We start from the raw sequence: 16,448 nt of genomic DNA, 5'->3' as shown, positions 1-16,448 counted from the left end.
GTACCTCGACCGGATGGACATCGAGCGCGAGCGCGGCATCACGATCAAGTCCCAGGCCGTATAGATCCGACCCGAGGCGACAGGCGCCTCAAGAGACAGGACCCTGCGTGCCCGCGACCCCTAAGAATGTGCCCGAGCCGAGCCGTACCGACCCGGCTCTGATCCGCAATTTCTGCATCATCGCGCACATCGACCACGGCAAGTCCACGCTCGCCGACCGGATGCTCCAGCTCACCGGTGTGGTGGAGCAGCGGCAGATGCGTGCTCAGTACCTCGACCGGATGGACATCGAGCGCGAGCGCGGCATCACGATCAAGTCCCAGGCGGTGCGTCTGCCCTGGGCCCCGACCGAGGGCCCGGACCAGAGCAGGACCCACATCCTCAACATGATCGACACCCCGGGCCACGTGGACTTCACGTATGAAGTCTCACGTTCGCTCGCGGCCTGCGAGGGCACGATCCTCCTGGTCGACGCGGCCCAGGGCATCGAGGCGCAGACTCTCGCCAACCTCTACCTGGCGATGGAGAACGACCTCAAGATCGTCCCCGTACTGAACAAGATCGACCTGCCCGCCGCCCAGCCGGAGAAGTTCTCGGAGGAGCTCGCCAACCTCATCGGCTGCGCCCCCGAGGACGTCCTGAAGGTCTCCGCGAAGACCGGCATGGGCGTAGAGGCGCTGCTCGACAAGGTCGTCGCCGAGATCCCGCCCCCGGTCGGCGTCAAGGACGCCCCGGCGCGCGCGATGATCTTCGACTCGGTCTATGACTCCTACCGCGGCGTGGTGACGTACGTACGAGTCGTCGACGGTCAGCTCAACAAGCGTGAGCGCATCCGGATGATGTCCACCGGCGCCACGCACGAGCTCCTGGAGATCGGCGTCTCCTCGCCCGAGATGACCCCGGCCGACGGCATCGGCGTCGGCGAGGTGGGCTACATCATCACCGGCGTGAAGGACGTCCGTCAGTCCAAGGTCGGTGACACGATCACCTCCCTGAACAAGGGCGCGACCGAGGCGCTCGGCGGTTACAAGGACCCGAAGCCGATGGTCTTCTCGGGTCTGTATCCGCTGGACGGCTCGGAGTACCCCGACCTCCGCGAGGCGCTCGACAAGCTCCAGCTCAACGACGCCGCGCTGGTCTACGAGCCGGAGACGTCCGCCGCGCTCGGCTTCGGCTTCCGCGTCGGCTTCCTCGGCCTGCTGCACCTGGACGTGATCCGCGAGCGCCTTGAGCGCGAGTTCGGGCTCGACCTGATCGCCACCGCCCCCAACGTGGTCTACCGCGTGATCATGGAGGACGGCACCGAGCACACGGTCACCAACCCGAGCGAGTTCCCCGAGGGCAAGATCGACGAGGTGTACGAGCCCGTCGTGCGCGCCACGATCCTCGCCCCGAGCGAGTTCATCGGCTCGATCATGGAGCTGTGCCAGAACCGGCGCGGCGTCATGCTCGGCATGGACTACCTCTCCGAGGACCGCGTCGAGATCCGCTACACGCTGCCGCTCGCCGAGATCGTCTTCGACTTCTTCGACCAGCTCAAGTCGAAGACGCGCGGCTACGCCTCGCTGGACTACGAGCCCACCGGCGAGCAGTCCGCGCAGCTCGTCAAGGTCGACATCCTGCTCCACGGCGACAAGGTCGACGCCTTCTCGGCGGTCACGCACAAGGACCAGGCGTACGCGTACGGCGTGCGGCTCGTCGCCAAGCTGCGCGAGCTCATCCCGCGCCAGGCGTTCGAGGTGCCCGTCCAGGCGGCGATCGGGTCCAGGGTCATCGCCCGCGAGACCATCCGCGCCATCCGCAAGGACGTGCTCGCCAAGTGCTACGGCGGTGACATCTCCCGTAAGCGCAAGCTCCTGGAGAAGCAGAAGGAGGGCAAGAAGCGCATGAAGATGGTCGGTTCCGTCGAGGTGCCGCAGGAAGCCTTCATCGCGGTGCTCTCCAGCGACGACAGCGGCCCCGGCAAGGCCAAGAAGTAGTCACCCCGGCCGCGGCTCCGCCGTGGCCACGCGGGCCCGGTGCGCATGCGTACCGGGCCCGCGGCGCGTTGCGGCGGGCCTGCTCGTTCCGTTTGGGTGTCTGGAGGAAGTGACAGGCAGATGCCCCTTACGCACCGGGCGTCGGCGTTCTACTCTGATCACCACTCGTAGGTTACTCGCAAGTTAAACAAGTAGCCCTGAGGGATGTAAGAAGCAGCCGCCAGCCAGTTCCGCCGCACTGACGTGGGCCCGGAGGATGTCGTGAGCGACACACAGACCTTGATCGAGAACCGTCCGCCCTCCGTGGCGCACCTGTTCCTGGAGCGCGTGGCGGCCACGCCCGATGCCGAGGCCTATCGCTACCCGGTGCCCGCCGCCTCCGGCGAGGGCCCGGACGACTGGAAGGCGCTGAGCTGGGCGGAGGCGGCCGAGCGCGTCTACGCCATCGCGGCGGGCCTCATCGAGCTCGGCATCCGCCCAGAGGAGCGCGTCGCCCTCGCCTCCTCCACCCGGGTCGAGTGGATCCTCGCCGACCTCGGCATCATGTGCGCGGGCGCGGCCACCACGACCGTCTACCCGCAGACCAACGCGGAGGAGTCCGCGTACATCGTGTCCGACTCCGAGAGCCGGATCATGATCGCTGAGGACGCCGCGCAGCTCGCCAAGGCGCGCGAGAAGCGGGCCGGGCTGCCCGAGCTGAAGCACGTCGTGGTCATCGACCCCGAGGGCGCGTCGGCCGCCGACGGCGACCCGGAGGGCTGGGTGCTCACCCTGGCCGACCTGGAGGCCAGGGGCGCCGCGCACCTGGAGAAGAACCCCGGCCTCGTCAAGGAGCGCATCGCGGCGATCACCAAGGACCAGCTCGCCACGATCATCTACACCTCCGGCACCACAGGACGCCCCAAGGGCGTGCGCCTGCCGCAGGACAACTGGTCGTACATGGCCAAGGCCATCGCGGCGACCGGGCTCCTCGGCCCCGACGACGTGCAGTACCTGTGGCTGCCGCTCGCCCACGTCTTCGGCAAGGTGCTGACCTCCGGGCAGATCGAGCTGGGGCACGTCACCGCCGTCGACGGCCGGGTCGACAAGATCATCGAGAATCTGCCGGTGGTCCAGCCGACCTACATGGCCGCCGTGCCCCGCATCTTCGAGAAGGTCTACAACGGCGTCGCGGCGAAGGCGCGGGCGGGCGGCGCGGCCAAGTACAAGATCTTCCAGTGGGCCGCCGAGGTCGCCCGCGAGTACGCGAAGGTCAGCCAGGACAACTTCCGCAGGACCGGCACCGCCTCCGTGCCCTTCGGGCTGCGCGCCAAGCACCGGACCGCCGACGCCCTCGTCTACTCCAAGCTGCGCGAGGCCTTCGGCGGACGGCTGCGCGCCGCCGTCTCCGGCTCCGCCGCGCTCGCCCCGGAGATCGGGTACTTCTTCGCGGGCGCGGGCATCCACATCCTGGAGGGCTACGGCCTGACCGAGTCCTCCGCCGCCTCCTTCGTCAACCCCGGCGAGGCCTACCGCACCGGCACGGTCGGCAAGCCGCTGCCCGGCACCGAGGTGCGGATCGCGGACGACGGCGAGATCCTGCTGCGCGGTCCCGGCATCATGGAGGGCTACCACAAGCTGCCCGACAAGACCTCCGAGGTCCTGGAGTCCGACGGCTGGTTCCACACCGGGGACATCGGCGAGCTGTCCGTCGACGGCTATCTGCGGATCACCGACCGCAAGAAGGACCTGATCAAGACCTCCGGCGGCAAGTACATCGCGCCCGCCGAGGTCGAGGGCCAGTTCAAGGCGGTGTGTCCGTACGTCTCCAACATCCTGGTGCACGGCGCCGACCGGAACTTCTGCACGGCGCTGATCTCCCTCGACGAGCCCGCGATCCTTCAGTGGGCCAAGGAGAACGGCCAGGAGGGCAAGTCCTACGCCGAGGTCTGCGCGTCGCCCGCGGCGGTCGAACTCGTCGAGGGCTATGTGAAGCAGCTCAACGAAGGACTCCAGCGCTGGCAGACCATCAAGCGGTTCCGCCTGCTGCCGCGCGACCTTGACGTCGAGCACGGCGAGCTGACGCCGAGCCTGAAGCTCAAGCGCCCGGTCGTCGAGCGGGAGTACAAGCACCTGATCGACGAGATGTACGCCGGTTCGCGGGAGGCCTGAGAACGTCGGACGCGCCGCGCACGGGAGCCGTCGGCTCAGACGCCCCGTGCGCGGCGCATCTCCTGCACCAGCTCCTCCATGTGCGTCACATGGCGGCGCAGTTCGAGGACGTCCTGGAGGCTGCTCGCCGCCATGTGGCTCTCGATCGCCGAGAGGCGGGCGGCCAGTTCGTCGAACTGGCGCTGCTCCCGAGCGAGTATCCGCTCCAGCTGCCGGTTCTTGCGGTGCAGTTCGAGGAAGACGGTGACCTTGGCGCGCAGCACCCAGGGATCGAAGGGCTTGGTGAGGTAGTCGGCGGCGCCCGTCGCGTACCCGCGGAAGGCGTAGCCCGCGTCGTTGTCGGTGCCCGTGAGGAAGATGATGGGCACGTCCTTGGTCTGGTCGAGGCGCTTGATGTTGGTCGCGGTCTCGAAGCCGTCCATGCCGGGCATCCGCACGTCGAGCAGGATCACGGCGAACCGCTGCCGCAGGATGGCCTTCATCGCCTCCTCTCCCGAGCGGGCGCGCACCAGCGGTTCGTTCAGGGAGCCGAGGACTGCTTCAAGGGCCATCAAATTGTCCTCCATGTCGTCGACCAGGAGGATGCTCGCGCGGTGGTCGGTCGGTGACTCTGCGCTCATGGTCATGGTGCCTCAATCGGTTGCCGGCGGAGCAGCGCTCTCTTCAGGAGTGCTCGGCTGTTCCGCTGCGACGGATGCCGGGTCGGGGGAGGTGGACGCTTGGCCGGTGGCCGTGCCCTCGGGGTCCAGGAGGGCACAGACGACACCGAGGAGCTGGTCCACATCCACGGGTTTGGGTACGTAGTCGGTGGCGCCCTCGGAGATCGCCTTCTCGCGGTCGCCCGGCATGGCCTTGGCGGTCAGCGCGACGATCGGCAGCCCACGCCAGCGGGGGCTGCGGCGGATGGCCGCCATGGTTTCGTAGCCGTCCATCTCCGGCATCATGATGTCCATCAGGACGATGTCGACGTCGGGATTGCGCTCCAGGGTCTCGATGCCCTCGCGGCCGTTCTCCGCGTAGAGGACGGGCATGCCGACGCGGCTGAGCACATGGGTGAGCGCGAAGACGTTGCGGATGTCGTCGTCGACGATCAGCACCCGGCGGCCCGGCAATATGCGGCCCGCGCTCCCTTCCTTCCACTCCTCGAGTTTGGTGGGCGTGGGCCAGCTCTCGTCCGGTTCGAGGGCCGTGTGCGGTCGCAGGGCCGCGTGTTCCAGCGGTTCGGGCAGGTGCTGGGTGTGGGTCGCGGCGTACGCCATCGCGGCGGCGCCGTGGCCGGGGTGCACCACGGGCACGTACAGCGAGAAGACCGAGCCCTGGCCCGGGCGGCTCTCCGCGGTGATCCGGCCGCCGAGCAGACCGGCGATCTCACGGCTGATGGAGAGGCCGAGACCGGTGCCGCCGTACTTGCGGTTGGTGGTCCCGTCGGCCTGCTGGAACGCCTCGAAGATCACCGGCAGCTGTTCGTGCGGGATGCCGATGCCGGTGTCCTTGACCGCGAAGCAGAGCAGGTCGTCGTTGTCGTGGACCAAGCGGTCGCGCGCGGCTTCCTTGACGCGGCTGACCCGTAGTTCGACGCTGCCGGCCGAGGTGAACTTCACCGCGTTCGACAGGAGGTTGCGCAGGATCTGCTGGAGGCGCTGCTCGTCCGAGAACATCTCGCGCGGCACGTCCTCGCCCACCGACACGTCGAAGGCGAGGCCCCGGTCGAGGGTGAGCGGGCGGAACGTCGCGTGGACGTAGTCGAGGACCTTGATCAGCGGCAGCTTCTTGGGGCGTACGTCCATCCGGCCCGCCTCGATCTTCGACAGGTCCAGGATGTCGTTGATGAGCTGGAGGAGGTCCGAGCCCGAGCGGTGGATGGTCGTCGCGAACTGCACCTCCTGCTCGGAGAGGTGGTTGTCGGGGTTGTCGGAGAGCAGCCTGGCCAGGATGAGCAGCGAGTTGAGCGGTGTGCGCAGCTCGTGCGACATGTTGGCCAGGAACTCCGACTTGTACTGGGAGCTGGTGGCGAGCAGGGCCGCCTTCTCCTCCAGTTCGGCGTTGGAGCGGCGCAGCTCCGCCTGCTGGCGCTGGAGTTCGTCCGAGCGCTCCTGGAGCTGGGTGGCGAGCCGCTGGGACTCGCCGAGCAGGGACTCCGTACGGGAGTTGGCGATGATGGTGTTGATCGCGACGCCGATGGTGTTCACGAACTGGTCGAAGAAGGCCAGGTGGACGTCGGAGAAGCGGGAGAACGTGGCCAGCTCGATCACGCCGAGCAGCTTGTCCTCGAAGAGGATCGGGATGATCACCACGGTCGCGGGGGCCGCGTCGCCGAGCCCCGAATGGATCTTGATGTACTCCGGCGGCACCTCCTCGACCAGGATGCGCTTCTTCTCCAGGGCCGCCTGGCGCACCAGGCCCTGCGCGGGCATCCCGCCGGTGTCGACGACCGAGCCCTGGGCCGCGCCGTACCCCGCGATGAAGGCGAGGCCCTTCGCGGTGACCTGGGTGGGCGCCGGGCCCTCCGCGGTGTCCGGGTCGGCCAGGAAGAACGCGCCGTACTGCGCGTTCACCAGCGGGGTCAGCTCGCGCAGGATCAGGTCGGCGACCTCCATCAGGTCGCGGTGGCCCTGCATCAGGCCCGCGAGGCGGGCGAGGTTGGACTCCAGCCAGTCCTTGGCGCGGGTGGTCTCGCGGAGGTTGGAGACCATGAGGTTGATGTTGTCCTTGAGCTCCGAGACCTCGCCGCGTGTCTCCACGGTGATGGCGCGGGTCATGTCGCCCTGGGCCACGGCGGAGGCGACCTCGGCGATGGCGCGGACCTGGGTGGTGAGGTTCAGCGCCAGTTCGTTCACGTTCGTCGTCAGGCGCTTCCAGGTGCCGTAGACGCCCTCGACGCGGGCCTGGCCGCCGAGCTGCCCCTCGGAGCCGACCTCGCGGGCCACCCGGGTCACCTCGGAGGAGAAGGAGGAGAGCGTGTCCACCATGGTGTTGATGGTGGTCTTCAGCTCCAGGATCTCGCCGCGCGCGTCCACGTCGATCTTCTTGGAGAGGTCGCCCTGGGCGACGGCGGTCGCGACCTGCGCGATGTTGCGGACCTGGCCGGTGAGGTTGTCGGCCATGTAGTTGACGTTGTCCGTGAGGTCCTTCCACACGCCCGATACGCCGAGGACCTGCGCCCGGCCCCCGAGCCGCCCGTCCGTGCCCACCTCGCGGGCGACGCGGGTCACCTCGTCGGCGAAGGCGCGGAGCTGCTCCACCATGGTGTTGACGGTGTCCTTGAGCTCCAGGATCTCGCCGCGCGCGGTGACCGTGATCATCTTGGAGAGGTCGCCGTTGGCCACGGCGGTGGTCACCTGGGCGATGTTGCGCACCTGGGAGGTGAGGTTGGACGCCATGAAGTTGACGTTGTCGGTGAGGTCCTTCCAGACGCCGGAGACGCCCCGGACCTGGGCCTGACCGCCGAGGTTGCCCTCGGTGCCGACCTCGCGGGCCACGCGGGTCACCTCGTCGGCGAAGGCGGAGAGCTGGTCCACCATCGTGTTGATGGTCGACTTCAGCTCCAGGATCTCGCCCTTGGCCTCTACGGTGATCTTCTTGCCGAGGTCGCCCTGGGCGACGGCCGTCGAGACGAGCGCGATGTTCCGCACCTGGGAGGTGAGGTTGTCGGCCATGAAGTTGACGTTGTCGGTGAGGTCCTTCCAGACGCCGGATACGCCCCGCACCTGAGCGCGCCCGCCGAGGTTGCCCTCGGTGCCGACCTCGCGGGCCACGCGGGTCACCTCGTCGGCGAAGGCGGAGAGCTGGTCCACCATCGTGTTCACCGTCGACTTCAGCTCCAGGATCTCGCCCCGGGCGTCGACGGTGATCTTCTGGCTCAGGTCGCCGTTGGCCACGGCGGTGGTCACCTGGGCGATGTTGCGCACCTGGGAGGTGAGGTTGGACGCCATGAAGTTGACGTTGTCGGTGAGGTCCTTCCACACGCCCGACACGCCGCGCGCCTGCGCCCGGCCGCCGAGCTGCCCCTCCGTGCCCACCTCGCGGGCGACGCGGGTGACCTCGGCGGCGAAGGCGGAGAGCTGCTCCACCATCGTGTTCACGGTCAGCTTCAGTTCGAGCAGTTCGCCCGTCGCCTCGACCGTCACCGTGCGGGTCAGATCGCCCTGCGCCACCGCCGTGGTCACCAGGGCGATGTCCCGCACCTGGGCGGTGAGCCGCGAGGCCATGGTGTTGACGGCCTCGGTCACGTCGCGCCAACTGCCGGACAGGCCGCGGACCTTGGCGCGCCCGCCGAGCCGCCCCTCGGTGCCCACCTCGCGGGCCACGCGGGTGACCTCGCCCGTGAAGAGGGAGAGCTGGTCGACCATCGTGTTGACCGCGCGGCCGAGCCTGCGCAGGTCGCCCCGCAGCTCACGGCTGCCGTCGTGCAGGTCGACGCGCTGGGTGAGGTCGCCGCCCGCCACCGCGTTGAGCACCCGGGTGGCGTTCGCCGCCGGGGCGACCAGGGAGTCGAGCAGGGTGTTGACCTCCTGGACGCGCGCCGCCCACCTGCCCTGCCCCGGGCTCGCCGCGAACCGCTCGTCGAGCCGGCCGTGGCGGATGATCTCCCGGCGGACCCGGACGAGTTCACCGTCGAAGTGGAGCGAACGGTCGAGCATCTCATTGAAGACCGCGTACAGTTCGGCGGTCAGACCCTCGCCGACCGGAGCCACCTTGGTGAAGTCGCCGTCCCGCGCGGCCCGCATGGCGGCGAGCAGCGGACGCAGCTCGGCCGGGGCGATGGCGGCGGCATGGGCCGGAGCGCCGTCGTCCGCCGGAGGTGCCGGAGGGGCGGGAGGGCGCGCCGGAGCCGGAACTCGACGGGACGTACGCGCAGGCGTAGCACTGTTCTCACTCATAACGGCCCACTTCGGTAACTCGGTGCTTATGAGCGTGGCCAGTCTGTCACTCTGTCGGTGTCGCCTGAGGCGTATTCGCCCGAACTGCTCAGGAGCCGCACCGTGGGGTCCATTCCGACGCAACGGGAGACCGCGTTCCGTGCCTCCGCCACGAACCCGGACCGTCCCGGGCCACCGGCGGTGGTCCGGGCGTCGCTGCCCGGAAACTCGCTGGCACCGGCGGCCGCGCGAAGATTCGTGCGAGCCGCCCTCGCCGACTGGGCCGAGCTCGGCGTGCCCGCGGCGGCCGGTATCGACAACCGTCTGGCCGACGACGCGGTACTGATCGTGAGCGAGCTGGCGACCAACGCCGTCGTCCACGCGGGCACCGATGTCGAACTGCTGTGCCGTCTCGACGAGGCCGCGTCCGCGGAGGAGACCGAGACCGTCGTCATCGAGGTGTCCGACCACCACCCCGCCCGCGCCGTCCGCGGCGACCAGGGCCCGCGCTCGGTCGGCACCCCGGAGTACGGCCGCGGCCTCCAGCTCGTCGCGAGCCTCGCCGAGTCCTGGGGCATCACCTACCGCACGGGCACCAAGAGCGTCTGGGCCCGTCTCTCCGTCAACGGCGTGGCGGCCGTCGGAGGAATCGAGTCGTTCGCGAACGACCAGGCGGTCCAGCGCGGCCCGCGCGCCGTCGAGATCCTCGCCCCGCTGCCCAAGCGGATCTCGCACGACACGGAGTGGGTCAACCGCGGCGCGCTGAGCTTCCTCGCCGAGGCGTCCGACCTGCTCGCCGGGCAGTTCGACGAGGACCTGGTGGCCGCGCTCGCGGGCCAGCTCCTCGTGCCGCGGCTCGCGGACTGGTGCGCGGTCTGGCTCGACGACGCGTCCGAGGGCCCGGCCCACACGGTCGACGGCGTCTCCGCCACCCGCCTCGCCCGGGTCTGGCACACCAGCGAGGGCCGCATAGAGGACCTCCGCCGCGTCCTGGAGAAGGACCCGCCCAGGCTGCCCGCGGGCGCGGGCTCCGGCGCCTACCCCGTGGACTGGCCGGGCGCCGCCCTGCCCAACGACGCCTCCGGCGCCGCGCTCGCGTACCGCCTCACCGCGGGCGGGCGCACCCTCGGCATGCTGGTGATCGGCCGGGCGGGCCTGGTCCGCTTCCCCGACGAGGTCACCGGCCTGGTCGAGGACTTCAGCCGCCGGGTCGCCCTCGCGATCAGCACGGCCCGCCGGTACCAGCGCCAGGCCAACATCAGCCAGGTGCTCCAGCGCGGACTGCTGCCCGGCAAGGTCGCGCAGATCCCCGGCATGGAGAGCGCCGTGGTGTACGAACCGAGGGACAAGGGCGGACCCGGCGGCGACTTCTACGACCTCTTCCACGCGGGCGACGGCCGCTGGTGCTTCGCGCTCGGCGACGTCCAGGGCAAGGGACCCGAGGCGGCCGTCGTCATCGGCCTCGCCCGCCCCTGGCTCCGCCTGCTCTCCCGCGAGGGGTACGCGGTCGCCGAGGTCCTCGACCGCCTCAACCAGCTCCTCCTCGACGACGCCACCGAGGCGTCCGACGCGGCGGCGGCGGTCGTCGCCGTCGCGGGCGGCCAGGGCGTGCCCGCCGACGGCCCCACCGCCCGCTTCCTCTCGCTGCTCTACGGAGAGCTCGTGCCGTACGAGGGAGGCGTCCGCTGCACCCTCGCGTGCGCGGGGCATCCGCTGCCGCTGCTGCTCGGCCCCGAGGGGAAGGTGCTCTCCGCGGCGACCCCGCAGATGCTGCTCGGGGTCTTCGACGACGAGACGTACACGAGCGAGACCTTCGACCTGCGGACCGGCGACACGCTGCTCTGCGTCACGGACGGCGTGACCGAGCGGCGCTCGGGGCGGCTCCAGTTCGACGACGGCGACGGCCTCGCGCTGGCCCTCGCCGACTGCGCGGGGCTCGACGCGGAGCTGGTGGCCGAGCGGATCAGACGGCTCGTGCACGAGTTCTCCGACCGGCCGCCGGACGACGATCTGGCGGTGCTCGTGCTCCAGGCGCGCTGAGGGGCCGGGCGCCCGCGCGGCTCGGGGCACCCGGTCACCCGCGCGGTGCGGGACAATCGACTCCATGCCTTCCGCACTGCCCGATGGCGAGCCCATGCCCGAGGACGGGGCGCTGCCCGCGTCCGCCCTGGACGGCGCGGCCTCCCGCCCGCTCGGCTTCTACCTGCACGTTCCGTACTGCGCCACGCGCTGCGGCTACTGCGACTTCAACACCTACACCGCCACCGAGCTGCGCGGCTCCGGCGGTGTGCTCGCCTCCCGCGACAACTACGCGGAGACCCTCGTCGACGAGGTGCGGCTCGCCCGCAAGGTGCTCGGCGACGACCCGCGGCCGGTGCGGACCGTCTTCGTCGGCGGCGGTACGCCGACGCTCCTCGCCGCGAAGGATCTCGTACGGATGCTCGCGGCCGTACGGGACGAGTTCGGGCTCGCGGACGACGCGGAGATCACCACCGAGGCGAACCCGGAGTCGGTGGACGAGGCGTACCTCGCCGAGCTGCGCGAGGGCGGCTTCAACCGCGTCTCCTTCGGCATGCAGAGCGCCCGGCAGCACGTGCTCAAGGTGCTCGACCGCACCCATACGCCGGGGCGGCCCGAGGCCTGCGTGGCCGAGGCGCGGGCGGCCGGTTTCGACCATGTCAACCTCGACCTGATCTACGGCACGCCGGGGGAGTCCGACGCCGACTGGCGGGCCACGCTCGACGCGGCGCTCGGCGCCGGGCCCGACCACATCAGCGCCTACGCGCTGATCGTCGAGGAGGGCACCCAGCTCGCCCGGCGCATCCGCCGCGGCGAGGTCCCGATGACCGACGACGACGTCCACGCGGACCGGTACCTCATCGCCGACGAGGTGCTCGGGGGCGCGGGCTTCGCGTGGTACGAGGTCTCCAACTGGGCCACCTCCGAGGCGGGCCGGTGCCTGCACAACGAGCTGTACTGGCGCGGGGCCGACTGGTGGGGCGCGGGTCCGGGCGCGCACAGCCACGTCGGGGGCGTGCGGTGGTGGAACGTGAAGCATCCCGGGGCGTACGCGGCGGCGCTGGCCCAGGGGCGCTCGCCGGGGGCCGGGCGTGAGGTGCTGTCCGCCGAGGACCGCCGCGTCGAACGCGTCCTCCTGGAGCTGCGGCTCCTGTCGGGCTGCCCGCTCTCCCTGCTGCGCGAGGCGGGCCTCGCGGCCTCCCGCAAGGCCCTGGCCGACGGCCTCCTGGCCCCCGGCCCCTACGAGGAGGGCCGCGCGGTCCTCACCCTGCGCGGCCGCCTCCTCGCGGACGCGGTCGTACGGGACCTGGTGGACTAGGCGCCCGTCCCCGACCGTGCCCTCCCGGCCGTCCCGTCCCGTCCCGTCCCGGCCCGGACGCTAGGGCGCGGTCACGAAGTCGATCAGTTCCTCCACCCGGCCGAGCAGGGCGGGCTCCAGGTCCCGGTAGCTGCGGACCGAGCCCAGGATGCGCTGCCAGGCCGCGCCCGTGTTGGCGGGCCAGCCCAGCGCCTCGCAGACGCCCAGCTTCCAGTCCTGGCCGCGCGGGACCCGGGGCCACGCCGCGATGCCCACCGAGGACGGCTTCACGGCCTCCCAGACGTCGATGTACGGGTGGCCGACCACCAGGGCGTGCGCGCTGGTGACCTCCGCCGCGATGCGGGACTCCTTGGAGCCGGGGACCAGGTGGTCCACCAGGACGCCGAGGCGCGCGTCGGGGCCGGGGGAGAACTCCGCGACGATCGAGGGCAGGTCGTCGATGCCCTCCAGGTACTCGACGACGACGCCCTCGACCCGCAGGTCCTCGCCCCACACCCGCTCCACGAGCTCGGCGTCGTGGCGCCCCTCCACGTAGATCCGCCCGGCGCGCGCGACCCTGGCCCGCGCCTGCGGGACGGCCACCGAGCCGGACGCCGTACGGGAGGGCCGTACCGGAGCGGGGGCCGTCGCGGCCGGTCGGACCAGCGTCACGGGCCGCCCCTCCAGGAGGAAGCCGCGGGGCTCCATGGGGAACACGCGGTGCTTGCCGAAGCGGTCCTCCAGCGTCACCGTCGGCCCCTGCGCCGTCTTCTCGCAGCGGACCACCGCCCCGCAGAACCCGGTGCTCAGCTCCTCCACCACGAGACCGGCGTCCGCCGCCACCTCGGGCACGGGCTTCGGCTTCTTCCAGGGCGGAGTGAGATCGGCGGAGTACTGGCGCATTCTCCAGACGATAGGAAGAGCCGGTCCGCCGCCCGCTACGACACGCCGAAGCGGGCGGCCAGTGTGGCGCGCTGCGCACGGACAAAAGCCGCATCCACCACCGCACCGTGCCCCGGCACATAGACCGCGTCCGCACCGCCGAGCGCGAGGAGCCGGTCCAGGGCCGCGGGCCACCGCTCGGGCACCGCGTCCGGGCCCGCCTGGGGCTCGCCCGACTCCTCGACCAGGTCGCCGCAGAAGACGACCTCGGGGGCGTCGCCGGGGCCGTGCGCCAGGACCGCCAGATCGTGCGCCGTGTGGCCGGGCCCGACGTTCGCCAGGAGCACCTCGACCCCGCCGCCGAGGTCCAGCGTCCACTCCCCGCTCACCGGGTGCCGCGGCGCCCGCAGGAGGTCCGCGGCCTCGGCCGCCGCGTCCGCGCCGAGACCGTGCCGCACCGCCTCCGCGCGCAGCTCCTCGCGGCCCGCGGTGAGCACCGTGCCGATGCCCACGGCCGCGTACACCTGCACCCCCGCGAAGGCCGCCGCCCCGAAGACATGATCGAAATGGGGGTGCGTCAGCGCGAGATGCGTCACTCTGCGCCCGCCGCCGATCAGCTCCCTGGCCCGGGTCCGCAGCGCCGCGCCCTCGGCCAGGCTCGACCCGGCCTCCACCATCAGGGCCGCCTCGTCACCGACGACGAGCCCGGCCGTGCAGTCCCAGTGGGGCAGGCGGACCCGCCCCACGCGCGGGGCGAGCCGTTCCCAGCCCGCCGCTTCCCATGCCGGCTCCACGTCCATACGGTGACGCTAGCGGCTGCGGAACGCCTCGGCAGAGCGGGAGGGAACCGGCCTTGCCCGGCCCATACCTTCCCGCCGTACACTGACCCTTTGACAGGCTGGCACTCACCCGCGTTGAGTGCCAGGCGGGGGTCGCGGCGACGGATGACGGCTGGAGGTGTGCGCGATGCTCAGTGAACGCAGGCTCGAAGTGCTGCGCGCCATCGTCCACGACTATGTCGGGACGGAGGAGCCCGTCGGCTCCAAGGCGCTCACCGAGCGGCACAGTCTCGGCGTCTCCCCGGCCACCGTCCGCAACGACATGGCTGCGCTGGAGGAGGAAGGGTTCATCGCCCAGCCGCACACCAGCGCGGGGCGCATCCCGACCGACAAGGGATACCGCCTCTTCGTCGACAAGCTCGCGGGAGTCAAGCCGATGTCCGGGCCCGAGCGCCGGGCCATCCAGAACTTCCTCGACGGCGCCGTCGACCTCGACGACGTGGTGGGCCGCACGGTCCGGCTGCTCGCGCAGCTCACGCGGCAGGTCGCCGTCGTGCAGTACCCCTCGCTGACACGTTCGACCGTGCGGCACGTGGAACTGCTCGCGCTGGCCCCCGCACGGCTGATGCTGGTCCTGATCACCGACACGGGCCGGGTCGAGCAGCGTCTGATCGACTGCCCGGCGCCCTTCGGCGAGACGGCGCTCGCGGACCTGCGGGCGCGGCTCAACAGCAGGGTCGCGGGGCGGCGCTTCGCGGACGTGCCACAGTTGGTGCAGGACCTGCCCGAGGCCTTCGAGGCCGAGGACCGCGGCACGGTCGCGACGGTTCTCTCCACCCTCCTCGAAACGCTCGTGGAGGAGACCGAGGAACGGCTGATGATCGGCGGCACCGCCAATCTCACCCGCTTCGGGCATGACTTTCCCCTCACCATCCGGCCCGTACTCGAAGCCCTTGAGGAGCAGGTCGTGCTCCTCAAGTTGCTGGGTGAGGTGCAGGATTCGGGCATGGCCGTACGGATCGGTCACGAGAACGCCCATGAGGGGCTCAGCTCCACGTCCGTGGTCTCGGTCGGCTACGGTTCGGGCAGCGAGGCAGTCGCGAAACTAGGCGTGGTCGGACCGACCCGCATGGACTATCCGGGAACGATGGGAGCAGTACGCGCAGTGGCACGTTACGTCGGACAGATCCTGGCGGAGTCGTAAGTGGCCACGGACTACTACGCCGTACTCGGCGTGCGCCGCGACGCTTCCCAGGACGAGATCAAGAAGGCCTTCCGGAGGCTGGCGCGTGAGCTTCACCCGGACGTGAATCCGGACCCGAAGACTCAGGAGCGCTTCAAGGAGATCAACGCCGCGTACGAGGTGTTGTCGGACCCGCAGAAGAAGCAGGTCTACGACCTCGGCGGCGACCCGCTGTCCCAGGCGGGCGGCGGCGGAGCGGGTGGCTTCGGAGCCGGTGGCTTCGGCAACTTCTCCGACATCATGGACGCCTTCTTCGGCACGGCGTCGCAGCGCGGACCGCGCTCGCGCACGCGCCGGGGCCAGGACGCCATGATCCGGCTGGAGATCGACCTCGACGAGGCGGCCTTCGGCACCACCAAGGACATCCAGGTCGACACGGCGGTCGTCTGCACGACGTGCAGCGGGGAGGGTGCCGCTCCCGGCACCTCGGCCCAGACGTGTGACATGTGCCGCGGTCGCGGTGAGGTGTCGCAGGTCACGCGGTCCTTCCTCGGCCAGGTCATGACCTCGCGGCCCTGCCCGCAGTGCCAGGGCTTCGGCACGGTCGTGCCCACTCCGTGCCCGGAGTGCGCGGGCGACGGACGCATCCGCTCGCGGCGGACGCTGACCGTCAAGATCCCGGCCGGTGTCGACAACGGCACGCGCATCCAGCTCGCGGGCGAGGGCGAGGTCGGGCCCGGCGGCGGCCCCGCCGGTGACCTCTACGTGGAGATCCACGAGCTGCCGCACTCCGTCTTCCAGCGGCGCGGCGACGATCTGCACTGCACGGTGACGATCCCGATGACGGCGGCGGCCCTCGGCACGAAGGTGCCGCTGGAGACGCTCGACGGCCTGGAGGAGATCGACATCAGGCCCGGCACGCAGTCGGGGCAGTCCGTGCCGCTGCACGGGCGCGGCATCACGCACCTGCGGGGCGGCGGCCGGGGCGACCTCATCGTGCACGTCGAGGTCCTCACCCCGACCAAGCTCGACCCCGAGCAGGAGCGGCTCCTGCGGGAACTGTCCCAGCTCCGCGGCGAGGAACGGCCCACGGGTCAGTTCCAGCCGGGGCAGCAGGGGCTGTTCTCGCGGCTCAAGGACGCGTTCAACGGGCGGTAGCGCCTTGAGCGGTGGCGTTCGGTCCCCGGTGGCGGTTCGTTCCGTTGCCGGGGGCTTTGTCGTCGGCTGCGGGTGTGTGGGGGGTGTTCGCGCAGTTCCCCGCGCCCCTGAGGGCGGCTGTTCTCGCGGCTGGAGGACGCG

Annotated in this window: 10 protein-coding genes; 6 read left to right on the top strand and 4 right to left on the bottom strand. The window is 70.9% G+C overall.

Annotation, left to right across the window (positions count from 1 at the left end):
- Positions 1 to 107: 107 nt before the first annotated feature.
- Both lepA and AB8Z36_RS07515 read left to right on the top strand, forming a co-directional pair.
- Positions 108 to 1,979, top strand: a complete 1,872-nt coding sequence (lepA, locus tag AB8Z36_RS07520; RefSeq protein ID WP_369212408.1) for a translation elongation factor 4 — start codon at positions 108 to 110, stop codon at positions 1,977 to 1,979.
- 261 nt (positions 1,980 to 2,240) lie between these two features.
- Positions 2,241 to 4,130: an AMP-dependent synthetase/ligase gene (locus AB8Z36_RS07515; RefSeq protein ID WP_369212407.1), complete on the top strand. Its 1,890-nt coding sequence runs from the start codon at positions 2,241 to 2,243 to the stop codon at positions 4,128 to 4,130.
- A gap of 35 nt (positions 4,131 to 4,165) precedes the next feature.
- Here AB8Z36_RS07515 and AB8Z36_RS07510 read toward each other — a convergent pair whose 3' ends face one another.
- Positions 4,166 to 4,750: a response regulator gene (locus AB8Z36_RS07510; protein ID WP_369212406.1), complete on the bottom strand. Its 585-nt coding sequence runs from the start codon at positions 4,748 to 4,750 to the stop codon at positions 4,166 to 4,168.
- Positions 4,751 to 4,762: 12 nt separating this feature from the next.
- The gene (locus AB8Z36_RS07505) at positions 4,763 to 8,857 is read right to left on the bottom strand and encodes a HAMP domain-containing protein (RefSeq protein WP_369212410.1); all 4,095 of its coding nucleotides are present in this window, start codon (positions 8,855 to 8,857) and stop codon (positions 4,763 to 4,765) included.
- Between the two features lie 255 nt (positions 8,858 to 9,112).
- Here AB8Z36_RS07505 and AB8Z36_RS07500 point away from each other — a divergent pair, with 255 nt between their 5' ends.
- Positions 9,113 to 11,029 carry a SpoIIE family protein phosphatase gene (locus AB8Z36_RS07500; protein WP_369212405.1) on the top strand — a complete coding sequence of 639 codons (1,917 nt, stop codon included), beginning with the start codon at positions 9,113 to 9,115 and terminating at the stop codon, positions 11,027 to 11,029.
- Positions 11,030 to 11,093: 64 nt separating this feature from the next.
- Entirely contained in the window at positions 11,094 to 12,326 is a 1,233-nt protein-coding gene (gene hemW, locus AB8Z36_RS07495) for a radical SAM family heme chaperone HemW (RefSeq protein ID WP_369212404.1), read from the top strand.
- 60 nt (positions 12,327 to 12,386) lie between these two features.
- Here hemW and AB8Z36_RS07490 read toward each other — a convergent pair whose 3' ends face one another.
- Entirely contained in the window at positions 12,387 to 13,208 is an 822-nt protein-coding gene (locus tag AB8Z36_RS07490) for a DUF3097 domain-containing protein (protein ID WP_369212403.1), read from the bottom strand.
- A gap of 35 nt (positions 13,209 to 13,243) precedes the next feature.
- Positions 13,244 to 13,987 carry an MBL fold metallo-hydrolase gene (locus AB8Z36_RS07485; RefSeq protein WP_440581872.1) on the bottom strand — a complete coding sequence of 248 codons (744 nt, stop codon included), beginning with the start codon at positions 13,985 to 13,987 and terminating at the stop codon, positions 13,244 to 13,246.
- A 166-nt stretch (positions 13,988 to 14,153) separates the two neighbouring features.
- Between AB8Z36_RS07485 and hrcA the strand changes: the two genes are divergently transcribed.
- Positions 14,154 to 15,170, top strand: coding sequence for a heat-inducible transcriptional repressor HrcA (gene hrcA, locus AB8Z36_RS07480; RefSeq protein ID WP_369212402.1), 1,017 nt, complete (start codon positions 14,154 to 14,156; stop codon positions 15,168 to 15,170).
- Complete coding sequence (gene dnaJ, locus AB8Z36_RS07475) at positions 15,171 to 16,307, top strand: molecular chaperone DnaJ (RefSeq protein ID WP_369212401.1); 1,137 nt, start codon at positions 15,171 to 15,173, stop codon at positions 16,305 to 16,307.
- Positions 16,308 to 16,448: the final 141 nt, after the last annotated feature.

It is taken from the genome of Streptomyces flavofungini (assembly GCF_041028215.1).
Classification (GTDB): domain Bacteria; phylum Actinomycetota; class Actinomycetes; order Streptomycetales; family Streptomycetaceae; genus Streptomyces; species Streptomyces flavofungini_B.
This window is presented reverse-complemented; position numbering and strand designations above follow the sequence as displayed.